6 protein-coding genes are annotated in these 24,783 nt (G+C 70.0%); all 6 read left to right on the plus strand.

The genetic code is table 11. The annotated features are described in order from the left end of the window. The first annotated feature begins 3 nt into the window (after nt 1-3). From U6115_RS10685 to U6115_RS10710, 6 genes are read left to right on the plus strand one after another with little or no spacing between them, the layout of a single operon-like run. Complete coding sequence (locus U6115_RS10685; RefSeq protein WP_043579138.1) at nt 4-4,440, plus strand: AMP-binding protein; 4,437 nt, start codon at nt 4-6, stop codon at nt 4,438-4,440. Next, the gene (locus U6115_RS10690) at nt 4,437-5,675 is read left to right on the plus strand and encodes an ACP S-malonyltransferase (RefSeq protein ID WP_043579139.1); all 1,239 of its coding nucleotides are present in this window, start codon (nt 4,437-4,439) and stop codon (nt 5,673-5,675) included. Before U6115_RS10685 ends, U6115_RS10690 begins: the two co-directional genes overlap by 4 nt. 2 nt (nt 5,676-5,677) lie before the next feature. Beyond that, the gene (locus tag U6115_RS10695; RefSeq protein ID WP_043579140.1) at nt 5,678-8,920 is read left to right on the plus strand and encodes an AMP-binding protein; all 3,243 of its coding nucleotides are present in this window, start codon (nt 5,678-5,680) and stop codon (nt 8,918-8,920) included. Then, nucleotides 8,917-15,303: a type I polyketide synthase gene (locus U6115_RS10700; RefSeq protein WP_043579142.1), complete on the plus strand. Its 6,387-nt coding sequence runs from the start codon at nt 8,917-8,919 to the stop codon at nt 15,301-15,303. Before U6115_RS10695 ends, U6115_RS10700 begins: the two co-directional genes overlap by 4 nt. Further along, on the plus strand, nt 15,296-18,412 hold the full coding sequence (locus U6115_RS10705; protein WP_043579144.1) for a serine hydrolase: 3,117 nt from the start codon (nt 15,296-15,298) through the stop codon (nt 18,410-18,412). The genes U6115_RS10700 and U6115_RS10705 overlap by 8 nt, the downstream gene beginning before the upstream one ends. Next, complete coding sequence (locus tag U6115_RS10710) at nt 18,402-24,767, plus strand: non-ribosomal peptide synthetase (protein ID WP_059184172.1); 6,366 nt, start codon at nt 18,402-18,404, stop codon at nt 24,765-24,767. Before U6115_RS10705 ends, U6115_RS10710 begins: the two co-directional genes overlap by 11 nt. Nucleotides 24,768-24,783 lie beyond the last annotated feature (16 nt).

Raw genomic sequence — 24,783 nt, forward strand, 5'->3', positions numbered from 1 at the left:
TCGATGGATGCGCTCACTTTTGAATTGTCCCGTTCGCAGCAGGCGGTTTTCACGATGGAGGCGTTCCATCTGTCCGGCCGGCCGTTTTTCCTGGGCGGCGTGGCGCGCCTGAGCGGTCAGGTGTCGCTGGAGAGCCTGGCGCGGGCCGGCGCGGCGGTGCGGGACGCGCAGGACGCGTTTCGCATCGGCTTCGTCGCCGACGGCGAGGGCGCGGCGTGGCACGGCGTGCGCCATGCGCGGCCGCAAAGCGCGGTGGAGAGCATGGATTTCAGCCGCCATCCCGATCCGGAGCAGGCGTTCGCCGGCTGGGCCCGGCGCCAGCTGCTGCTGGACGAGGACCTCGCGCAGACGCCGATCAAGATATTCGCGGTGCGTTTCGACCCGGAGCGTTCGGGCTGGTTCGTGAAGGCTCATCACGCCGCGGCGGACGGCGCGGCGCTGGCGCTGGTGATGGAGCATCTGGCCAATGCGCTGGAAGATGGCGGCCGCGCGCCGGCGCCGTTGGCGTCCCCCGCGTTTTCCGTCATCGCCGACGGCGAGCGGGCCTATGAGGACTCGCGCCGCCGGGAGCGGGATGGCGAATACTGGCGCGGCGCGTTCGCAGAAACCGCGCCGCCGGCCTCGCGCCGATCGCCTATCGGCGACTACCGCGGAGCGGAGGCGCTGTCCCGGCGCGTCCGGCTGGCATTGAGCGATGCGGACAATGCGCGGCTGCGCCGCTTCAAGAACGGCGGCGGCTCGGTTTTCCGCCTGTTTTTCGCCGCCGTCGCCCATGCGCAGATGGCGGTGGAGGATGGCGACGGCGTGCTGTTGCAGGCGCCCATGCTCAATCGCTGGAGCCAGGAGGATAAACGTACCGTCGCCATGGCGGTGGCGCCGGTGCTGGTTCCGGTGCTCCGGTCGGACGGCCCGGCGGTGGCCGACAGCTACCGGGCGCTGGAGAAGCGGCTGCTGAAGGCGGTGGCGCATTCGCGCTATGCGCCCGGCATCCGCTGGGGCGAATTCGCGACGCCGCAGTGGCAGCGCATCGTGCCGGCCTTCGGCGTTTCGTACCAGACCGGCGTGTTCCAGGCCAGCGTGTCCGGCGCCCAGGTGGAAATCGACCACCTGCAGGCGGTGGAGGCGCTGTTCGCCACCATCCACATCCATGATCGCTTCGATGGCGGGCAGTTCAAGCTGGAGGCCGACTTCCGCCAGCAATGGAGCGCGGCGCAGTGCCGCGCCTTCCTGCAAACCGTGGCCGACTACGCGCTGGAAGCCGCCGCGCAGCTGCTGGGCGAGCCGGCGGACGGCGCGGATGCCGTTCCGGCCCTGCCGATCGGCGTTCATTTGCGAGAGGCGTTCGCGCGCCACGCCGACCGCTGCCTGTTCAAGCCGGGCGACGGTGGCGAGGCGCTGAGCTATGGCCAGGGCCTGCGGTGGATCCGCCGTTTCAGCGCCGAACTGCGCCGCCGGCGCGACGCCGGGCGTCCGGTGCTGATCCTGGGCCGGCGCGCGCCGGAGACCACGCTCGCCTACCTGGCCTGCCTGATGGCGGGCGTGACGGTGGTGCCGGTTTGCCCCAGCACGCCAAGCGCGCGCCTGCTGACCATCGCCCGCAATTCCGGCGCCGGCCTGTGCGTTCACGCCGAGGCCGACCAGGCGCTGGCGCGGGCGCTGGGCCTGCCGCTGCTGCTCGCCGCGCGCGAGCCGGACGGCTGGCCGGCGGCCGAAGCCCTGCCGGACGCGCCGGCGAGCCGCGATCCCGCCTACATTCTGTACACCTCCGGCTCCACCGGCGAGCCCAAGGGCGTGGCGATATCGCCAGAGGCGCTGGCCTGCTACGCGTTGGCGGCTACCGCCGACTATGCGGCGGAGCGGCCGTTCAGCGCGCCGCTGTTCACCTCTTTCGGCTTCGACCTCACCCAGACCAGCATCCTGGCGCCGGTATTGTCCGGCGGCTTCATCCAGACGCGGGAAGCGGACATCCGCGAGCAGCCGGCCTTGCTGCAGGCCTTGCTGGCCGACGAAGAATTGACCGGCGTGAAATGCACGCCGTCGCATCTGGCGCTGCTGGCCGAACACAGCCCGCCCCGGCGCGGGCCGCTGACTTTCGTCGTCGGCGGGGAAAACCTGTCGATGGCGCTGGTGAGCCAGGCGCTGGCGGTTTTCCCGCCGGGGAGCCGGGTGATCAACGAATATGGCCCGACCGAGGCGACGGTGGGCTGCTGCGTGCATTCGGTGGACCGCGCGGCCGCGGCCGAGCTGGAGGCCGGCGCCATCATGCCGATAGGCGCGGCCTTGGGAATGGCGCGGATGTCGATCCGCGACGCCTGGGGCCAGCCCGTGCCGCAGGGCTTCCAGGGGGAAATATGGATAGGCGGACCGGTGCTGGCGGACGGCTATGTCGGCAATCCGGCGCAGACCGAGGCGAAGTTCGTGTCCGGCGGCGACGGCCGCTGGTATCGCACCGGCGATTTGGGCCTGAGCGACGAGCAAGGCGTGTTGCATTGCCTGGGGCGCATCGACGATGAGTTCAAGGTGCGCGGCCACCGCATCCACCCGGCGGAGATCGAACAGGCGGTGGAGGGCGCGCTGGCGCGCGTCGGCGGCCTGACGCGCGGCGGCAAGCTCAAGGCGCTGAAGCTGTCCGCGAACGGGCGCGAAACCGTGGCGCTGTGCAGCAGCGAAGCGCTGCCGGCCGGCGATCCGGCATTCCTGGCCTGCCTGCGGGAAAAACTGCCCGACGCCTGGCTGCCCGGCCTGTATTGCGCGGTGGCGCCGTGGCCGGTCAACGCCAACGGCAAGGTGGACGCCGCGGCGCTCATCGCCGCCGCCGAGGCCCAGCTGGCGGCAAGCGACGAAGCCGCGCGCGCCGCTGGCGAGCCTGCGCCGCGCGATTACGCGTTGCCGGATTGGCTGGACGAGGCCTTTCTGGCGCCGATCTGGCCGCAGCGGGCGAGGCTGGAAGCGTCGTTCCTGGAGCAGGGCGGCGACTCGATCAAGGCGATCCGGCTGGCGGCGCTGCTGGCGAAGCAAGGCGTGCGCGTCGGCGCCGCGGAGCTGTTGGCCGCGGAGCCTTTGGGCGCGGTGCTGGAAAACGCCTGCGCCGGCGCTTCGCGGTTTGCGGAAGCCGGCGCCGCGGAGGCGGCGCAGGCGGACTGGATCGGCCATCTGCCTGGCGCGCGCTGGTTCCGCGGCCAAGGCTTCCGGCATGGCGACCGGCTGCAGCAGGGCATCGTGTTGCGGCTGCAGCCGTCCCTCGCGCCGGAGCGCGTCGACGCGGCCGTCGCGGCGGTGCAGTCGCGGCACGCGATCTTCGCGCTGCGGATGGGGCCGGATGCCGGCGCATGCCGTTTCGCCGCCGAGGCCGCCCCGGCGACTGGCGTCCATGCGCTGTCTGCCGGCGAAAGCCTGCAAGACCGGCTGCTGAAGCTGCAGGAAGCCGTCAGCCTGGAGACGCGGCCCAGCGTCCATCAGGTGGCGCTCGACCCGGCCTCGGGCGACAGCCATCTGATCTGGATTTGCCACCATCTGCTTTGCGACGTGCACTCGTGGATTTACCTGCTGGACGAACTGGACCTGGCGCTGGCCGCCGACGCGCCGCCCGCCGGCGATGCGCCGCCTGAGGAAGGCGCTTTCCTGTGGGGACGATGGCTGCGCGACCATGGCGCGGCCGCGCCTGATCGCCGCGCCGAACCGGCCGCGCCGGCTTGCGCGCCGGTCAGCGCGGCGCTGGCGGCGTCCGGCGCCGACATCCGCGAAATGGAGCGGCGCTTCAAGGCCGAGCGCGGCGCGCTGATCGCCGCGGCCTTGCTGGAAACCATCCAGGAGCAAGGCCTGCTGCCGGCGCGGCCGGTCGCGTTGTTCGAAAACCATGGCCGCTGCTTCGCCGAGGCTGAAACGCCTGCCGGGTGGGCGGCCCAGCTGGCGGGCGCCGTCGGCTGGTTCACCGGCTTCAACCGCCTGAGCCTCGGCCAGCCGCAGCCGCGCCCCCATGGCTTCCTGCGCGAACTGAAAGCCCGGCTGCATGAGCGCGGGCAGGATTGGCGCGGCCAGCTGGGCCTGGCAGGCGGCGGCGAGCGCCCGACGGTCTGCGTCAACGACATCGGTGCCGGCCTGGGCGGCGACGGCGCCTGGCGCCACTTCCAGCTGCTTGCGGAACTGTCGGGCGGCTTCCGGCACCCGGAGGAGGCCAGCGTGGCCGATTTCGACCTGCTGATCCGCGATTGCCGCGAGTCCGGCTCGGTGTTCATCGAGCTGCGGCTGGGGCTGCCCGGCGCCGGCCAGGAAGACGCGCGCCGCTGGCTGGCCGCGCTGGATGCGCGGCTGTCCGCCTGGCGCGCCGCGCCGCAGGACGGCGAGCTGCGGCCCGAAGCCGCGCTGCTGCCGTCTGACTTCCCCTTGTGCCGGCTGGAGCAGGCGGAGCTCGATCTCATCATTCACGGAGTTTCAGCATGAAAACCGATATCGATTCGGCGAAGACCGTATTCCTGTTTCCGGGCGTCGGCGCGCAGCAGGCCGACATGTTCGCCGGATTCCGCGCCTATCCCGAATACCGCGCGTGCCTGGAAGAGGTGTCGGACCTGGCCGGCCTGGACCTCGACGCGGTGATCCACGGCGGCCGCCGCGACGAGCTGAAGCAGGTGCGCACTGCCCAGCTGGCGCTGACCGCCACCACGGTGGCCATCGCCCGGATACTGCGCCAGCGCTGCGGATGGATGCCCGATTTCGTGATGGGGCATAGCCTGGGCCAGTACCCGGCCCTGTGCGCGGCGGGCTATCTGGACCTGGCCACGCTGACGCGGGTGGTGAGCCTGCGCGCGCAGGCGGCCGAGTCATGCGCGCGCACTTTCCAGCAAGGGGAGATGTGCTGGGTGCTGCATGTGCCGGCGGAGACGGTGGAGCGGGAGGTGGAAAAGGCCAGGCGCGAGGACGGGCTGAAGATTTACGTCTCGGCCGTCGACGCGTTCGACCAGGCTTCGGTGTCCGGCGAAATGGCGGAGATCCGCCGCTTCGCGCCGCGGATCGAGGCGCTGGGCGGCCTGTTTTATCCGCTGAGGATAGGCGGTCCGTTCCACTCGCCGCTGATGGAGGAGGCGCGGGCGCAACTGGAGGCGGCGCTGGACTTTCTGCCGCCAGCCGACCAGCCGCGGCCGCTGCTTTCCCGGCTGATCTGCAACGTCAGCGCCGCCGAGCTGCCGGCGTCGGGCCTGAAGGATTCGATCCTGCAGCACCTGACGTCGCCGGTGCAATGGCTGCGCAGCCTGCAATACGCGGCGCGGAACGGCGTCACCCGCTATCTGGAAATCTCGCCGAAGTCGGTGCTGAGCTATCTGGTCCAGCGCGCGGGCTTGCCGATGCTGCCGGTGTGCGAGCCGGGCGACCTGCTGGCGCTGGCCGAGGAGAGGAGCGCGCCGGAACGCCGGCGCGAACATTTCGTCCGGCACTGCCGCTCCCACCTGTACGGCGAGCCATTGCCCGCCGCCGTGGACGAGCAGGCGGCGCGGCAGCTGCGGAAGATCCGCGAAGAAATCGGGCAAAGGGCGCTGGGCGAGACGCCCAGCCGGGAAGACTGCGCTTTCCTGCTGCAGCGCACCCGGCAGTGGCTGGAGATCGCCGCGGCGCAGGGAGGCGACGCGCCGGCGATGGCGCAAGCGAGGCTGCAGAGCCTGTACGAGGCGGCGGAGGGTTGAAGATGGCGCATGACAATCCTATCGAAGAAGTGCTGCAGGCGACGCCCCAGGCCAGCGGCCTGCTGTTCCATGCCTTGAAGGACGGCAACGACGCCTACCACATCGGCGTGGCGTTCCGCGTGAAGGCGCAGGCGGAGGAGGCGGAAGTCCGCGAGGTTTGGCGCCGCATCCAGGCGTCCCAGCCAGCCTTGCGTTCGGTATTCGCCTGGCGGGCCATCCGTTTTCCCCATCAACTGATCCACGCCGCGCCGCGCATTCCGCTGGAGTATGTCCGGGTCGAGCCGGGCGAGGCGCCGGCCGGACAGCGCGGCCTGGATTGGCTGGCGCGATCGAAAGCGTCGCCGTTCGCGCTGGATGAGGAGGTGTTCCGCATCGCCTGCTTCCATGACGCGGCCGCCGGGACCTTGGACATCGCGTTTTCCTTCCACCATATCCTGATGGACGGCTGGAGCAGCTCGCTGCTGATCGCGCTCTGGCTGCAAGGCTTGCGCGGCCAGGAGATCGCCGCGCTGGACGCGAGGCTGTATTCGCGCCAGCTCTGGCAGGGCCTGGCCCCGGAAGAGTTGCAAGCCAGCCGCGAATACTGGGACGCCGTTTTCCGCGATCTGCCGGACGGCGAAGCGGCCGCGGCCACCCGGCTGCTGGCCGAGCCCATGTTCCGCCGCGCCGCCGCGGCGGGCAGCGCCGCAGCGGGAACCACGGCGGGCAGCCGCTGGGACGAGGCGCGCAAGGGCGCGGTCGAGGCGTTGTGCCGCCGCGCCGGCGTCACGCCGGCAAGCTTCGTCTACCTGTGCTGGGCGCTGACCCTTTCCAAGCTTTCCTTCCAGAAGAGCGTGGCTTTCGGCTGCGCGTTTTCCGGACGGGAAGCGGCGCTGGCGCGCAGCGCCGACCGCCAGCCGCTGGGTTTGTTCACCAATACCGCGCCGCTGATCCTGACGCTGGATGGCGGCTGGAACGCCGCGGCGGCGCTGCGCGCCGTGTTCCAGACGCTGCAACGCACCCAGCGGCATGAGAAGAGTCCGCCGCTGCTGGTGCGGGAAGCGGCCGGGCAGCGGGGCGAGCTTTACGATTCGCTGGTGGTGTTCGACAACTACCCGATCGACGCCAGCCTGCGCGATGCCGGCTGCGGCGCGCACGTGGAGGCGCTGCATAGCGAGGAGACAACCCACTTCGGCCTGACGCTGACGGTGTCCGGCGTCGAGCAATGGCAGGTGGAGCTGAGCGCCAGCGCCGCCAGCGAGGCCGACCCGGCCGCGGTGCGGGCGGCGTTCCATGCGTTCGAATCGCTGGCGGCGGACCTGCTGGCCGCGCCGGAAACGGCGACGATCGGCGAACTGGCGCTGAAGCTGGGGCCGGACGGCGCGGCGGGCTCGCTGGTGGCGGGGGAGCGCAATGAGCAGACGCCGGACATCAACGCGCTGTTGCGGCGCATTGGCCAGCGCCTGGCCGACTTCCCGGAGGCGGTCGGGCTGATCGAAGGCGAGCGGCGGATCGCCAACCGCGAGCTGGCGCAAGGCATCCGCGCCGTGCAGGAGCAGTTGCGGTCGGCGGGCTTCGTTCCCGGCGACCGGGTGGGCGTCCATCTGGACAAGGGGCTGCGGTCGACGCAGGCGATCCTGGCGATCCTGTTCAGCGGCGGCAGTTATGTCTACCTGAACCCGAAAGACCCGCCGCAGCGCAAGCGGATGCTGCTGGCGCTGGCGGACTGCGGCATCGTGCTGTGCGGCGGTCTGGCGCAGGCCGACCTCGGCGCCGACGCCGGCCGCCTGCTGCTGGACATCGAGGCGGCCGCGCCAGCGGCGGGCGGCGCGGCGCCGTGGTTGTGGCCGAAGCGGGAGGCGGGGAGCGAGTTCTATTTCATCTTCACCTCCGGCACCACCGGCCGGCCCAAAGGCATTTCCGTCCGCGACGAGTCGGCGGCGAACCTGCTGGACTGGTTTGTCCGCGAAACCGGATTGAGCGCGGCCGACCGGGTGCTGGGCCTGACCGACCTGAACTTCGACCCCAGCGTGGAAGACCTCTTCGCCAGCCTCGCCGTCGGCGCCGTCCTGATCTACCCCGCGCCCGAGGCGCTGCGCGAGCGGCAGGCCTTCATCGATGTGTTGCGCGGCCAGGCGGTGACGCTGGTCAACTTCATTCCCGGCGCCATCGCCCAACTGATCCATGGCGCGCCCCGCTTGCCGGACATGCGCTTATGGATTTTCGGCGGCGAAGCCTTGCCGGCGCCGCTGCGCGACGAGCTGCTGGGCCAGGGCTACGCGGTCAGCAATCACTACGGCCCCAGCGAAACCACGGTGGATTGCCTGAGCGCCAGGCAGTCGCCGGAGCGGGAGGTCGCCATCGGCTGGCCGATTCAAAACGCGGTCGCTTTTTGCGCGGACGTTTTCGGCCAAGCGCTGCCGGCCGGGGTGCGCGGCGAATTGTGGGTGGGTGGCCTCTCCATCGCGCGCGGCTATGCCGGCAATCCCGCCGAATCCGCCAAGAGCTTCGTCGAGCGCGACGGCCAGGCTTACTACCGCACCGGCGACGCGGTGACGTTCGCGCCGGATTTGGGTTTCAGATACCTGGGGCGGATCGACGACCAGGTGAAGGTGAACGGGGTGCGGATCGAGCCGCGCGAACTGGAGCGGGTGGTGGAGGCGATGGCCGAAGTCCGCGCCTGCAGCCTGCTGCCGGCGCCCACGCCGGAAGGAAAGCGGCAATGGAGCTTGTTCGTCGATAGCGCCATGGCGGCGGAGACGCTGCTGCCCCTGGTGCGCAAACGCATCCGCAGCCAGTTGCCGGAGGCCTGGATGCCCGCGCGCATCGTGGCGGTGGATGGTTTCGAGCGCACGCTCACCGGCAAGATAGACCGCAACCGCCTGCTGCAACGCGCCGAGCTGCAGGAGCAGTCGGCGCCCGCCCCGGCGCTGGCGACCGATCCGGTGGAGGCCAAGGTGCAGCAGGTGTGGCGCGCGGTGCTGGACGGCCGCACCGCGGCGACCGATGTCAACTTCTTCGACGCCGGCGGCGACTCCATCAAGATCATCGCGCTGCAATCCGGCGTGCGGCAGGCCTTCGATAGGGAGGTCGGCGTCGCGGTCTTGTTCGAGCACCCGACCATCGCCTCCTTCTCCGACTGGATCCGGCGCGACGGCGCGCCCGCCGCCTCGTCGTCCCACGAACACCAACTGTCATCCGCCCAGACCGGCAAGAGCCGGCTGGCGGACCGGCGCCGCAAAGCAAAAGGAAGTTCCGCATCATGAAGCGCGAATACACCGGCAATGAAATCGCCATCATCGGCATGTCCTGCCGATTCCCCCAGAGCCCCGACTGGCGCGTCTTCTGGCGCAACCTGCTGGCGGGCCGCGAACTGGTGTCGTTTTTCTCGCGGGAGGAGTCGCTGGCGGCCGGCGTGCCCGCCGAGGTGGTAGACCAACCCCATTACGTCCCGGCCAAGGCCTTTCTGGAAGACGCCGAATGCTTCGACTACGGATTCTTCGGCTATTCGCAGCGGGAGGCGCAGAAAATGGACCCGCAGCTGCGGGTGCTGCACGAAGTCAGCCATAACGCCTTTGTGGACGCCGGCCTGCGCCCGGGCGAATCGACCCTGAACGCGGGCGTGTTCATCGGCTCCACCTTGAACCTGGAGCGGCTGGAGCAATTCGCCGGCGCCAGCCAGGACATCGCGGAAATGTTCGATGTCGGCAATTACAACGACCCGGCTTCGTTCGCCACGCAGATCGCCTACCGGATGAAGCTGAATGGGCCGGCGCTGCATGTGCAGACCGCCTGCTCGACCTCGCTGTCCGCGGTGCACCTGGCCAGCAAGGCATTGCTGGCGGGAGAGTGCGAGATGGCGCTGGCGGGCGGCGCGTGCATCACCGACCCGGCGGCGGGCGGCTATCTGCACCGCGACGGCATGATCCTGTCTCCGGACGGCCACTGCAAAACCTTCTCCGACGAAGGACAGGGCACGGTGAACGGCAACGGCGCGGCGGTGGTGCTGTTGAAGCTGCTGGAGAACGCGCTGGCGGACGGCGATCCGATCCACGCCGTCATCGTGGAGTCCGGCATGAACAACGACGGCGACCGGAAGGTGAGCTTCGAGGCGCCCAGCGTGCGGGGGCAGGCCGAAGTCATCGAGCAGGTGTACCGGCTGGCGGACATTCCCTTTTCCAGCCTGGGCATGATAGAGGCGCACGGCACCGCCACCGCGCTGGGCGACCCCATCGAAATCCAGGCGCTGAGCCGCGTGGCCGCGGAATTGCTGGCGCCGGACGAGCTTGCCCGCTTCCGCTGCGCCATCGGCAGCGTCAAGTCCAATATGGGCCATCTCGACGCCGCCGCCGGCATCGCCGGACTGATCAAGGCGGCTTTGAGCGTCCGCTTCGGCATGATCCCGCCATCCTTGCATTTCCAGCGGCCGAACCCGCACCTGGAACTGGACAAAACGCCGTTCTGGGTGCCGACGCAGGCGACCGCGTGGCCGCAGGCGCAAGCGATCCGGCGCGCCGGCGTCAGCTCCTTCGGCATCGGCGGCACCAATGTGCATGTCCTGCTGGAAGAGCCGCCGCGCGCGCTTGCCGCCGAGCAAGCGCCGGAGTCTGGCGCGGACCAGATTCTGCCGCTGTCGGCCGGCTCGCCGTCGGCGCTGGCCAGCCTGATCGCATCCTATTCCGTCCATCTGGAGCTGCATGGCGGCGAGCTGGATCTGGGCGCCGTCGCCGGCCAACTGCAGGAGGGACGCGCCGAATACCCGTGCCGCGCCGCTTTCGTCGCCGCCGACGGCGCAGGCTGGAAGCGCCAGCTGGATGGCTGGACGCTGCTGGACGGCGCGCGCGAGCCGCTGCCGGAGCAGGTCTGGCTATTCCCGGGGCAGGGAACGCAGTCCGCCGCCATGGGCTTGCGCCTGGCGGAGCGCTATCCCGAGTTCGGCGGCCTGTACCTAGGCTTGCTGGACAAGGCGGCGGCGTTGCTGTCGATCGAGCCCTCGGCCCTGATCGACAGCGTGAAGCGGCCGGAGCAGCTGTCCACGCTGCGCTTGCAGCCCATTCTGTACGCCGCGCAAACGGCGCTGGGCGTCTGGCTGCGCCGGCTGGGCTGCCGGCCGGCCGCGCTGTGCGGCTTTAGCCTGGGCGAATTCGCCGCGGCGGCGGTCGCCGGGGTATTCAGTCCGGAGGAAGGCATGGAGCTGGTGGTCGCGCGCGCGCGCCTGATGGACGCCATGCCGCGGGGCGCGGTATTCGCCGCCAATTGCCGCCAGGGCCTGGATGAAGTGCCCGATTGGCTGTGGCGGGTGTCGGAGCTCAGCCCCGGCGTCTGGACGCTGGCCGCCGCCGAGGACAGGTCGCAAGACGCGGAAGACTGGCTGGCCGCGCGCGGCTTCTCCTACAAGCGGGTGGCGGTGTCCCATGCTTTCCATACGCCGCTGATCGAACCGGCGGCGCGCGCCTTCGGCGAACTGCTGCAGGCTTACGCGCTGCGCCCGGCCGAGTGCGCGGTCTATTCCACCGCGCTGGGGCGGAAGCTGGCCGCCGACGAGATGCGCGATCCGCAGTACTGGGTGGAGCAGATGCTGGGCCAGGTGCGGCTGGGCGCCGCCTTGCGGCAGGCCGAAGCCGCCCATCCGGCGTCGCTGTACGCGCAGATCGGCGCCGGCGCCGATTTGCTGCAAAACGCGCGCAAATGGCTGGGCCTGGGCGGCGGCCGATTGGCGCCCACGCTGGGCACGGGCGGGGCGGAGCAGGAGGAAAGCGCCGCGCTGCAGTTCATCGGCCAGGCGTGGACGCATGGCGCGCCGATCGAATGGGCTCGCCTGCGCGGCCCGGCTGCCGCGGCGCGCGCGCATCTGCCCGGCCATGCGTTCGAGCGGCGCGTCTGCGCGCCGCCGCCGCGGGCCGCCGCGCCGTTGACGGCGTCCGAGCTGTTTTTCGGCTCCCGCTACTACGGGATGGAGTGGGAGCGGGTGGAAGCGCCGGCGCGAGACGCCGCCGGCGAAGAGGCCGCGCCGGCCGGCTGGATCCTTTGCCGGCAAGTCACGGAAAGAGAGCGCGCGCTGGCCGCCGCGCTGGGATGGGGCGACGGCGCGTGCGCGTTCATCGAGTGCGGCGACTGGAGCGGCGACTTCGCCGGCATCCACGCCGAACTGCCGGCCGCGCTGGAGCGGCAAGGCCTGAAGCCTTCCGCGGCGATGGACATCGTCGCCACCGGCTTGCTGGACGCGCTGGACGCGCGCCAGGCGCAGTTCTGGGCATTCTGGCTGCCGACGGCGCTGGCGCGCTGGAGCGCCGGGCAAACGCCTGCGCCCAAGCTGCGGCTGCTGTTCCCCGCCACGCAGATGGCGGCCTGGAGCGGAACCGAAACGCTGGACGCGGAGAAAAGCCAATTGCTGGGGCCGCTGTTGATCGCGCCGGAGGAATACCCCGGCATCGCCGCCCTGGGCGTGGACTTCCCCGGCGACGACGCGCGGGACATCGGTCAGGCGCTGCGGCTCTGGCTGGATAGAGGCTGGCAAGGCGGGCAATTCTATTGCCGGCGCGACGGCGGCTTCTGGCGCCGGCGCGTCACCGCGCGCGCGCAGTCGCAGCCGCTGAACCGGGTTTTGCCGGACATCGGCCGCAACAGCCGGGTGCTGATCACCGGCGCCAATGGCGGCATGGGCGCCGCCATCGCCGAGCACCTGGCGCGGGTCTATCACTGCGATTTGCTGCTGCTGACGCGCAAAGCGCTGCCGCCGCGCCGGGAATGGGCGGAGACCATGGCCGGCGCCGGCCCCGACGCGGCGTTTTTACATTGGGTGGACGGCCTGGAAGCCATGGGCAGCCGGGTGACCCTGCTGCAGGCGGAACTGGGCGACGAAGCGTCGCTGGCCAAGGCGTTCGAGCCGGTTTTCCGGCTGGCGGCGCAGGGCGAGGGCTTGGACTACGTGTTCCACACCGCAGGCCGCGGCGAAGGCGCGATGATGCAGATGCGCACCGAGGCGGAGTCGGCGGCCACGCTGGCGCCCAAGGTGACGGGCAGCCGTTTCCTGTGCGCCAAGCTGGCGCAGCTGGGGAACCCGGCGCTGCTGCTGTTCTCCAGCCTGGGCAATCTGCTGCCCAAGGAAAAAGTGGGGCAGGTCGCGTATGTCGCCGCCAACGCCTGCCTGGAAGCCTACGCCGAGCAGGCGCGCAGCCAGGGCGGCAAGGCCCTGGCCATCGCCTGGGACGACTGGGCGGAGTCCGGCATGGCCACCCGTTCGGCGCGGCAATTGGACCAGGCGCTGCTGCAGTCCGGCCCGGCCGAGCAGTCGGACGGCGTTGTCTGGCGCAGCCGGCTGGATGCGCGGCGGGACTGGTGGCTGGACGAGCATCGTCTCGACGCCGGCACCGCGGTGATGCCTGCCATGGGCATGTTGGCCCTGGTCCATCGCGCGCTGGCCCAGACGCGCGCCGACGGCGCGGCGTTCTCCTTGCAAGGGGTGGCCATCGAGCGGCCGCTGGTGGTGCCCGACGCCGCCCAGACCGATGTCGTGGTGGCGTTCGCCGCTGATTTCGGCGCTTTTGAGATTTTCTCCGGTTTGGGCGAGTTTTCCCGCGCGACCTGGCTCAAGCATGCGGGCGGCAAGGTGGGCGCCCGCGCGGCGGCCGACGCCGGCTTGCCGGGCTTGTCCGGCGAGCCCTTGTTCCGCGCCGGGGACGGCGCGGGCGTCAGCCCGCAAGGCGCGCTGGACTTCGGTCCGCGCTGGCGCAACGTGGTGGCCGTCGATCGCCTCGGCGCCGGCGAAGTGCTGAACCGGCTGCAACTGCCGGCGGCGTTCCGTGGCGAGGCGGCGGAGTGCGGCCTGCATATCGCGTTGTTGGACACCGCCACCCTGATCGCTTCGCCCGAGGACGCCGACGCCCAATTCGCGCCGGTGTCGATCGGCGGATTCAGCCAGTTCGCGCCGATGCGCGACTGCGTGCTCAGCCATGTGCGGATCGGCGAGCTGGGCGCCAACAAGCTGTTGCAGGTGAGAATTTTCTCCGAGGACGGCGCGTTGCTGGTGGCGATAGACGACCTGCTGCTGGTGGACGCGTCCGCCGCGCTGCGGGATGGCGGCGCCGACAGCCATGGCGTGATGCGGCTGCGCGGCGGCGAGGACGGCGGCGCGGGCTTCGCCTTCGATACGCGGCAGGAGCCGCGCCGGGCGCCCGGCCCGCAGGAAGTGGAGATCCGGGTGAAGGCGGCCGGGCTCAACTTCAAGGATGTCCTGATCGCGCTGGGCGTGCTGCCGGCCCCGACCGACCCCAGCATGACCTTCGGCCAGGAAGCCGCTGGCATCGTGACCCGGGTCGGGCGGGAGGTCGAAGATGTGCGCGTCGGCGACCGGGTGATGTGCGCTGGCCACAGCTGCCTGGCGGAGCACGTGCTGATGCCCCGCCGCGTGGTGGCGCCGATTCCGCGCACGCTGGGCTTCCAGCAGGCCGCCGGCGTGCCGGTGGCCTTCACCACCGCGTGGATCGCATTGCGCCATGCGGCCAATTTGAAGCGCGGCGAGCGCATCCTGATCCATTCCGCGGCCGGCGGGGTCGGCATGGCGGCCATGCAGATCGCGCTGTATCTGGGGGCTGAGGTCTGGGTGACCGCCGGCAGCGAGGAAAAGCGCGAGCTGCTGATCGGCATGGGCGCCAAGGGGGCGGCGAACTCCAGAACGCGCGAGTTCGGCGAGGTTTTCCGCCGGCAGCTCGGCGAGCGGCCTTTTGCGGTGATTCTCAACGCGCTGGCCGGAGAGCTGCTGGAGGAAAGCCTGTCCTTGCTGGCGCCGCAAGGCCGTTTCCTGGAGCTGGGGCTGCGGGACATCTTGCAGAACTGGCGGCTGGGCTTGGCCTTGTTCGCCGAAGGCGGCAGTTTCCACGCGGTGCAGGCCGGCGCGGAGCATCCGGCCTATCGCGAGGCGTGGGCCGAGGTTGTGCAGTTGCTGGAGCAAGAGGCGCTGCGGCCTCTGCCGACCAAGGCCTATCCGGCCAGGGATATCGCCGACGCGTTCCAGTTCATGGCGCAGGGGCGGCATATCGGCAAGATCGTCGTCGCGATGGAAGAGCGCGGCGAGGCGCGCGGCTTCGCCGCCAAATTGCGCGAAGAAGGGCTGAGCGACGCGGAGGGCACGCAAATCGCCATGGCGATGGCGGCCTTGGTTCGCCAGAGCCCGGCAGCGTATCTGGCGGTGTCCAAGCTGCCGATCGGCGCGGTGCTTGAGAAACAGTCGAGCACGCAGCAGATGTTGTTTGGCGCGGGTTCAAAAACCGGGGGAGCGGAGGCGGCCGGCGGCGACTCGCTGAAAGGCGCGGACGCGGACGCGTTGCTGCCGGCGATGCGCGAGATGCTGGAAGGGTTCCTGGGCGCCGATGGCCTGGACGTGGACGCCAGCTTCTTCGCGCTGGGCGCCACCTCGCTGGATCTGATCCAGTTCGCCAAGCGGCTGGAGCAAAGGCTGGAACGCGAAGTGCCGGTGGCTTTGCTGTTCAAGGCGGCTTCCTTGCGCGAACTGAGCCGGGAGCTGGCGCCCGCGGCGGCGGCGGCGGAGTCCGCGCAGACGCCCCCATCCGGCGCGGGAGACAAGCGGCGGGCCTTGCTGGCGCAGCGCAAGCTGCGCGGCGCCAAGCAGGAGGGCGAAATCAATGGCTAAGTCCGGATGGTTCCGCCTGGCGCTGTCCCTGGCCTGCTTGTGCCTGGCGCTGAGAGGCGGCGCGCATGCGGCGGCGCCCGGCGGGGATCTGCAACGCGCGCTCGGCGAGCTGAGCGCGCGCTGGGACGCCGGCCAGGTTCCCACCGGCGCCTTGAGCGTGGTGGCGGGCGGGCAGACCCGGACCATGCGTCTGGGCAAGCAGGAGGCCGGCGTGTTCGAGCTGGCCTCGTGCTCCAAGGCCTTTACCGGGCTGCTGATCGCCGAATTGGAGCGCGAGGGCGCGCTGAGCCGGGACGATGCGCTCACCCGCTGGGTGCCGGAGCTGGCGCGGAGGCCCTCGTCGGGGTATGCCGCCGTCCGCCTCAAGAACCTGCTGTTCCACACCAGCGGCATAGCCGAAGACACGCTGGACCTGCTGCGGCCCGACGGCGGGCCCCAGGCGCTGGAGCGGCTGCCGGCGCTGCTGCAGGATGTGCCGCTCGCCTATCCGGTGGGCAGCAAGGAGGAATACGCGACGCTGAACTACAGCCTGCTGGGGCTGGTGGCGGAACGGGCAAGCGGCAAGCCGTTCGCGGTGTTGCTGCGGGAGAAGATCTTCCTGCCGCTGGGCATGCGGCACACCTTCGTCGAAGGCGATCCGGCGGCGCCCGCCGGCTTGGCGCGCATCCCCGGCTATAAGGTGGGCTTCACCGCTGCCCGGCCGTACCAGGCGCCGCGTTATCTGCAAAACGCGCCGGCCGGTTACGTGCTGAGCACGCCGGAGGACATGGCCGCCTGGCTGCGCTTCTTGCTGCAGCGCGAAGCCAAGCCAGACGCGGACGCCAGCCAGGCCGCGCTGTACGCGGCGCTGCAGCAGGCGAAGCGGCCGTATGGCGGGGGCGGCGACGCCGGCTACGCCTACGGCTGGGATGTGGAGGCCGGCAAAACCTCCAGCTGGAGCCATCCGGGACAGAACCCGAATGCGGGCGCTTATGTGGCGTTCGATCCGGCGGCCGGCGTCGGCGTGGTCATGCTGGGCAACAGCAACAGCCCGCAGGTGATCCAGCTGGGCCGCTCGGTCTTCCAGCATCTGCGCGGCGCGGATCCGCAAACCCTGCCGGCCAGCTTCGCCGCCGATAGCGGCGATTGGGTGTCCACCGCGGCGGCGGCGCTGTTCTGGCTGGGCGGCCTGCTGCTTTGGCCGGCCTGGGCGCGCTGGAGCAAGCGAGCCGCCGCCGCCGGCGCCCACGCGCGCAGCCTGGAGGGCGCGATCATCCGCGACAGCCTGGCGCAGTCGGCCGAACCGGCCAGCTGGCGGGCCTTCCTGGCGCGGCTGGCGGTGCAGAACGCGGCGTTGTTGGCCGCGCTGGCGGCGGCGCCGCCGCTGTTGGCCGGGCTGGGGTGGACTAGCCTGCTGGTATGGGGCCCCGCCAGCTTGCCGGCGGCGGCCGCGGGGCTGGTCTTCTTCGCCAATGCCGTCAGCCTGTTCTTCTTCCTGGCGGCGCGGCGCGGCGACGATTTTTCCGGCAAGGCGTTTTCCGCGCTGATGATCGCCAGAGTGGTGGGGCTGACCGTGATTTCCGGCCTGCTCAACTCGGCGCTGGTGCTGTGCATCATCCAGACCATAGGCAGCCCGGCCTCGCACCTGGCGTTCAGCGCCGCGCTGCTGTTCAACTGCATTTATTTCTATATCTCGTCGCGCAAGGCCGCCGAGCAGCAGATCATGCGTTTCGGCCACGCCTTCGTGCAGGGCTGGCGGATGGAGATCATCCGCAGGCTGCTGGCGTCGGACTACCAGAGCGTCGAGCGGCTGTCGCCGGGGAAGATACAGTCGGTGGTGGGGGAAGACTCCCAGGAGTTGGCGAAGAGCGTGCTGGCCTTCGTGCCGTTTTTCGCCAACCTGCTGACCATCGTGTTCCTGTTCGCCTACCTGATGGCATTCAAATCCGCGGGGGCCACCTCGGTGCTGCTGGCGTGCGTGCTGCCCATGGTCGGGCTGTATTACTACGTCTCCCAGCGCGCCAACCGCCTGATGCCCCAGGCGCTGGATACCCGCAGCGAGTTCATGGACGCGGTCGAGGACTTGCAAAAAGGCTACAAGGGATTGCGCCGCGAGGCGGTGAAGCAAGGCTTCCACCGCCACGCGCAAGCGGTTTCCGACCGATTCAAAGCCTTGCGGATCCAGTACGACCGCGGCTTCCTGGGCGCGTTCTTCATCGGCGAATCGCTGCTCACGGTGCTGTTGGTGGCGGTGGCGCTGCTGTTCCCGCTGCTGATACCGCGCTTCGACGCCGACACGTCGAAGGAATACCTGATCATCCTGCTGTACCTGATCGGCCCGCTGAACGCGGTGATGTCGGCGATGCCCGAGCTGATCCGGCTGCAAAGCCTGATGCGCAATATGGTGGCGTTTTGCCAGTCCATCCGTTCCGACGCGCGGGCGGCGGACGCGTCGCCTCCCCCCGCGGTGCACACCCTGGAATTGTCGGCGGTGAGCTTCCATTACCCGGCTTCCGGCGCCGAAGGCGAGCGCTTCGGCGTGGGCCCGCTGTCGCTGACGGCGCAAAGTGGCAAGGCCTACTTCCTGACCGGCGGCAACGGCTCGGGCAAGAGCACGCTGGCGATGATTCTGGCCGGGCTGTACGCGCCGTCGCAAGGCACGGTGAAGGTGAACGGCGAGGAGGTTCCGCACCGCCGGCTGCTGGAGCTGACCCGAGCCATCTTCAGCGACAACTGGCTGTTCAAACGCCTCTACGACCCGGCGCTGGCGCAGTCGCGCGAGGCGATCAACCGCAACATCGCGCTGCTGGGGCTGGCCGGCAAGACCGAACTGCGCGATGACGGCGCCTTCGACAGCATCAAGCTGTCGACCGGGCAGCGCAAACGGCTGTCGCTGGCGATGCTGCTGGCCGACCCGAGCCCGCTGGTGGTGCTGGATGAGTGGGCCGCCGACCAGGACCCCCGCGCCAAGGCCCGGTTTTACCAGGAGTGGCTACCCATGCTGAAAGCCCAGGGCCGCATTGTTTTTGTCGTGACCCATGACGATGAGTATTTCGCCGAAGCGGATGCGCTGATCACCATGAAAAACGGTCAACTGATCGAGTTGAAAGAAGAGAGCTATGTTTGCTGAGTCCTTGCTGGAAAAGAGCGGCGGCCATCCGGCGCCGATCGGGCCGATGGCCGATGACGGCGTCCACCGGCTGTTCGAGCGCCAGGCGGCGCTGACGCCGGACGCCGCGGCGCTGAGCTTCGACGGCCGGTCGCTGTCGTATGCCGAGCTGAACCGCAGGGCGAACCGGCTGGCGCGCCTGATCCGCGCCCATGGCGAGGCGGAAGTGGTGGGCATCTGCCTGGAGCGCGGCATCGACGCCATCGTCGCGGTGATAGCGGTGCTGAAGGCCGGCTCGGCCTATGCGGCGATCGACCTTTCCTATCCGGCCGAGCGCCAGGCTTACATCTTGCGCGACGCAGAAGTGTCGCTGGTGATCTCCAGCACGGAGATCATCCGCTCGCTGCCGGCCGGCCACGCCTTCATCGACATGGACCAGCGCGACCTCTCCCGCGGCGACGGCGCAGAGGATGACGCGGCGGTTTGCGATCCGCAGGATCTCGCTTATCTGATCTACACCTCCGGCTCGACCGGCGCGCCCAAGGGCGTGCGCATGCCGCACCGGGCGCTGGCCAATCTAGTGGCCTGGCAGCTGCAGGACCAAGGCGACTACGCGGGACGAAGGACGCTGCAGTTTTCCCCGTTGAGCTTCGATGTTTCTTTCCAGGAGATTTTCTCCACGCTGGCCAGCGGCGGCGAGCTGGTGCTGATTTCCAACCGCTTGCGCCTGGACCCGCTGGCGCTGCTGTCCTTCATCGAAGAGCGGCAGGTGGCGCGCATCTTCCTGCCTTACGTGGCGCTGAACAGCCTGGCCACCGCCGCGACCGAGCAGGAATGCTACCCCGCCAGCTTGCTGGACGTGGTGACGGCGGGCGAGCAGCTGGTGGTCACCGCCGCCATCCGGCAGTTCTTCGGCGTGCTGCAGGGCTGCCGGCTGCACAATCACTACGGCCCTTCCGAAAGCCATGTGGTGACGGCCTACACCCTGCCGGGACGGGCCGAGGATTGGCCGACGCTGCCGCCGGTCGGCGCCCCGATCGACAATGTAACGATCCATCTGCTGGACGCTGAAGGCCGCGAGTCGGCGCCTGGCGAGCCGGGCGAGTTGTGCATCGCCGGCCCGCAACTGGCCTGCGGCTATCAGCGGCGCCAGGAGGAAACCGCGGCCAGCTTCGTCGAGCGGGATCCGGACGGCGCGGGCGTCCGGCGCCTGTACCGGACCGGCGACCTGGCGCGGCGGCGGCCGGATGGCCTGCTCGACATCCTCGGCCGCATCGATTTCCAGATCAAGATACGCGGCCACCGGGTGGAGCCGGGCGAAGTGGAGGCATTGCTGATGAGCCATCCGGCGGTGCGCGACGCCGTTGTGCTGGCGCAGGGCGACAGCGCGGCGGACAAGCGGCTGGTGGCCTTCATCATCGCCGCCACGCCGGATGAGGACGGCCTGCGGGAAAGCGTCGCGCGCCATATGCGGGACGCCGCGCCGGAATACATGCGCCCGGCGGCGCTGGCTATCGTCGACGCTTTTCCCTTGTCCGCCAGCGGCAAGATCGACCGCAAGGCTTTCCCCCTGGTTTGCGGCCAGGCGCCGGCGGCGGAGGCCTTCGCGCCGCCGCGGGACGCGCGGGAGCAGGCGCTCGCCGAGGTATGGGGCGAGCTGCTGGGCGAAAGCCGCGTCGGCCGGCATGCCCACTTCTTCAATCTGGGCGGCCACTCGCTGTTGGTGGTGAAAATGATGCTGGCGCTGCGCCGGCGCGGCTTCATTGTGGATGCGCACACTGTTTACCAGCAGCCGGTCTTGTCCGGCCTGGCGGCCGAGCTGCGGGTGTTCGATCCGCTGGCGGAGGGCGCCGCTCCGGCGCGGCAGGACGGCGGCGCTGCCTTTCTGGCGGGGTTGAGCGCGGCGGAGCGGGACCTCGTCGCCGCCGCCGTGCCCGGCGGGCTGGCCAATATCCAGGCGGCCTGCCCGCTGGGGCCGCTGCAGCAGGGCATGCTGTATCACGCGCTGGCCCATCAGGCCGGCGATCCGTATGTCTTGTGGCAGGTGGTCCGCTTCGACAGCGAAGACCTGTTGCGCGCCTATCTGGACGCGCTGCGCGCCGTCATCGCCCGCCATGACGCCTTCCGCGTCGCCGTGCTGCACGAGGGGCTGCCGCAGCCGTTGCAACTGGTGTGGCGCGAGGCCGAGTTGCCGGTGGAGGAGGTGCGGGCGGAGCTGGAGGGGGAGGACGCGCTGGCGGCGCTGCGCCGGCGCTGCGAACCGGCCCGGCAGCGTTTCGACATCGCCCAGGCGCCGCTGCAGCGTTGCAGCTATTGCTACGATGCGGGGCGCGGACAATGGGTGCTGCTGCACCAGCTGCACCACCTGGCGGTGGACCATGCCACGGTGGAGGCGATGCTGCGCGAGATCGAGGCCAGGCTGCGCGGCGAAACGCCGGCTCCGCTGGCGGCCGCCGCCTTCGAGCAGGTGCGGGCGGGGATGTTCGCCGCCGACGACGCCGGCGAGCGCAAGGCCTTTTTCGACGAGATGCTGCGCGGGTTCGAACCGGGGCCGGCGCCCTTCAGCGCTGCCGAGCCGCTGGCCGGCGACGCCGCCGTGGCCGAAGCCTGGCGGACCTTGCCCGCATTGTCATCCCGGCTGATACGCCAGCAGGCAAGAGCCCGCGGCGTCAGCGTCGCCGCCATTGTCCACCTGGCTTGGGCCAAGGTGCTGGCCAGTCTGGGCGGCCAGGCCGACGTGGCCTTCGGCACGGTGCTGCTGGGGCGCATGAGCGCCGGCGGCGGCGCAGACAGCGCGATGGGGCAGTTCATCAATACGCTGCCCATCCGCCTGCGGCTGGACGATCTGCCGGTGGCGGCTTGCCTGTCGCATGTCCAGGACGCGCTGACGGGCCTGCTCAGGCATGAGCAGGCGTCGCTGGCGCAGGCGCAAAGAGCGGCCGGCGCGGCGCCCTTGTTCACCACCTTGCTGAACTACCGCCACAGCGAAGTGCGCAATGTGCCGTCGTCCGACCCGTTCGGCGCCGTCAATCCCGCCGCGGTGGCCGGCGTGTCCTATTCCGGAATCATGGAGCGCACCACCTATCCGGTGGCGGTGAATGTCGATGACTTCGGCGACGACTTCGTCATCAATGCCCAGGTTGGTCAGGCGCTAGACCCGGAGCGGGTGTGCGACTTCTTCGAGACGGCCCTGCGCGAGCTGGCCGCCGCCTTGGCGCGCGACCCCGAGGAGCGGATCAGCCGCATCGACGCGCTGCCGGCGCCGGAGAAGGACCGCATCCTGCGGCAATGGAACCAGACCGACGCCGACTTTCCGGCCGAGGCCTGCCTGCACACGCTGATCGAGGCGCAGGCGCGCCGGACGCCGGACGCCGTCGCGGTCGAATTCGGCGCGCAATCGCTCAGCTATGCGCAGCTGAACGGCGCGGCGAACCGGCTGGCGCGCCACCTGAGGGCGAAGGCGAACATCGCCCCGGATGCGCTGGTGGGCGTGTGCATGGCGCGCAGCCTGGACATGGTGGTGGCCTTGCTGGCGGCGTTGAAGGCGGGCGGAGCCTACGCGCCGCTGGATCCGAGCCATCCCGCCGACCGGCTGGATTACATGCTGCGCGACGCGGCGCCGGCGGCGGTGCTGTGCCATGGCGGCATTCCGGCGGCGGCGCGGGCGCGGCTGGCCGAATACGCCGCCGGCGCCGGCGCCGCGCTGATCGATCTGAGCGAGGACGCGGCGGATTGGGCCGGACAGGACGCCGCCGATTTGCCCGCGGCGCAGATCGGCCTGACCGCCTCCCATCTGGCCTATGTGATCTACACCTCCGGCTCCACCGGACGGCCGAAAGGCGTGATGAACGAGCATCGCGGCATCGTCAACCGCCTGACATGGATGCAGAAGAGGTATCCGCTGGATGCGACGGACGCGGTGCTGCAGAAGACGCCTTACAGTTTCGATGTGTCGGTGTGGGAGTTTTTCTGGCCGCTGATGAACGGCGCCCGCCTGGTGATGGCGGAGCCGGAGGGGCACAAGGACCCCGGCTACCTGAGCGAAACGATACGCAAGCGCGGCATCACCACCCTGCATTTCGTGCCGTCGATGCTGTCGGTTTTCCTGGACCAGGCGCCGGACGCCGGCGGCAGCCTGCGCCGGGTGTTCTGCAGCGGCGAGGCCTTGCCGGCGCATAGCGTGCGGCGTTTCCTCGAACGCTTCCCCGGCGTGGAATTGCACAATCAGTACGGCCCGACCGAGGCGGCGATCGATGTCTGCGCCTGGGATTGCCGGCAGGTCGGCGACGACGACGTGATTCCGATCGGCAAGCCCATCGACAACATCCGCCTGCATATCCTCGACGCGTACGGCCAGCCTTGCCCGGTAGGCGTGGCGGGGGAGCTGCACATCTGCGGAACGGGCGTGGCGCGCGGCTATCTGAACCAGCCGGAGCTGAGCGCGCAGAAGTTCGTCGCCGATCCTTTCCGGCCTGGCCGGATGTACCGAACCGGCGACCTGGCCCGCTACCTGCCAGACGGCGATATCGAATATCTGGGGCGCAATGATTTCCAGGTGAAGCTGCGCGGCGTGCGCATCGAGCTGGGCGAGGTGGAGTCGGCGCTGCTGTCCCATGCCGACGTGAAGGAATGCGTGGCGCTGGTGCGCGAGGACGTGGCCGGCGATGCGCGGCTGACCGCCTACGTGGTGCCGGCTGCCGGCGCAGAGGCGCTGGAGCCGGCGCTGCGGCAGCATCTGCAAGCGCGGCTGCCGGCTTTGATGATCCCGTCCAGCATCGTGACGCTGGATGCCTTGCCCCTGAGCGGCAACGGCAAGCTGGACCGCAAGGCCTTGCCGGCGCCGTCCGGCGTCGCGGCCGGACAGCCGGCGCAGCCGCCCCGAGAGGGCACCGAGGCGAGGCTGGCGGCTATCTGGAGCGAGTTGCTCAATACCGGCGCCATCGGCCGGCAAACCCACTTTTTCGAGGCCGGCGGCCATTCGCTGCTGGCGGTGGCGCTGATAGGGCGGATACGGCAGGCGTTCGACCTGTCGCTGCCGCTGAGCGCGCTGGTCGCCCATCTCGATCTGATGTCGCAGGCGGCCTTGATCGACGCGGAGCGGGAAAAGGCTGCCGCGGCCGCGCCGTCCCAAGCGCCGGCGCAGGCCGCGGCGCAAACCGGACGCATCCGGGCGCTGCCCGCGCAGAAAGCCATCTACAAGGCGATCCGGCTCAATCCTGCCGACTTGAGCAACAACAGTTTCGTGGCGCTGGAGTTTGATGCCGAACCCGATCTGAAACAGCTGCGCAACTTGTTGCAGGCCACGCTGGCGCGGCACGAGGGCTTGGGCGCGAGGTTCGCGCTGGATGGCGGCGAGCTGTTCCTGCAGCCGGCGCCGCGCTTCCTGTTCCGGCTGGAAAAACGCCAGAGCCTGGGATCGCTGGAGGAGGACCTGCGCGATTTCATCCGGCCGTTCTCGCTGGAAGACGGCATGAATGTGCGCGGCCGCTGGCTGGCCGATGGCGAGCGGCCCGTTCTGCTGCTGGACTTCTCCCATGCCTGCATCGATGGCTCGGGTCTGATGCGGATATTGGAGGAACTGGCGGGCGAAGCGCCGGAGCTGGCGGCGGGCGCGAGCCTGGCGGCGTACTCGGACCTGTTCCACGGCGACGGTTTCGCCGCCATGCGGCAAGCGCACGCGGCGTTCTGGCGCGAGCGCCTGCAAGGGTGGGCGCCGGCGCCGCAAGCCGGGATCCAGCCGCAGAGCCGAACATGCGAGCTGGCGCTGGACGCCGACAGCAAGGCGCGGATCGCCGCCTTGTCGGCGCGGCTGAAGATCAGCATGCCCGAATTCTTCATGGCGGTTTTCCTGGGCTTCAAGGCGCGGCTGGAGCAACGGCGCGATCAACTGGCGTCGATGATTTTCCACGGCCGCGACCAACTGGAGCAGCAAGCGGTGATCGCGCCGCTGATGGCGGTTCTGCCGGTGCGTTTCGACTGGCCGGAGGGCGGGGCGGACGCGGAAACGCTGCGCGGTGTCAGCGCCGCGGTGCGCCAGGCTTGCCGCCATTACCTGTTCGATGCCGACGAGATGGCCGCGCGCCATCCGGATTTGCCGCGGCAGGCTCTGTCTCCATCCGCCTTTTTCGGCTACTTCACGCGCGACGGCTTTACGGGGCGGATCGCCGGGATGCCGTGCCGGCAACGGGAGACGCCGGTCATCGCCGGCGGACAGGCGCACTGGAGCCTGAGCTGCGAAATCGCCGAACACGACGCGGGCTTCGACGTGCGGCTGGAAGCCTCGTCGCATCCGGCGGATGACCGCGGGCAGCCTTGGGACGCGCTGTTCCACTCTATCGTGCAAGGCGCGCTCGACGCCGGCCGCCAGTCAAACTGAAGCAGGAAACTCTGGA

Origin of the sequence: Chromobacterium subtsugae (genome assembly GCF_035919665.1) — a bacterium.
GTDB classification, from domain to species: Bacteria; Pseudomonadota; Gammaproteobacteria; order Burkholderiales; family Chromobacteriaceae; genus Chromobacterium; species Chromobacterium subtsugae.

Bases quoted from the DNA above. Each gene is read 5' to 3' on its own strand.
- U6115_RS10690 (WP_043579139.1), top strand. From the start codon at position 4,437: ATGAAAACCGATATCGATTCGGCGAAGACCGTATTCCTGTTTCCGGGC.
- U6115_RS10705 (WP_043579144.1), top strand. From the start codon at position 15,296: ATGGCTAAGTCCGGATGGTTCCGCCTGGCGCTGTCCCTGGCCTGCTTG.
- U6115_RS10685 (WP_043579138.1), top strand. From the start codon at position 4: ATGGATGCGCTCACTTTTGAATTGTCCCGTTCGCAGCAGGCGGTTTTC.
- U6115_RS10710 (WP_059184172.1), top strand. From the start codon at position 18,402: ATGTTTGCTGAGTCCTTGCTGGAAAAGAGCGGCGGCCATCCGGCGCCG.
- U6115_RS10700 (WP_043579142.1), top strand. From the start codon at position 8,917: ATGAAGCGCGAATACACCGGCAATGAAATCGCCATCATCGGCATGTCC.
- U6115_RS10695 (WP_043579140.1), top strand. From the start codon at position 5,678: ATGGCGCATGACAATCCTATCGAAGAAGTGCTGCAGGCGACGCCCCAG.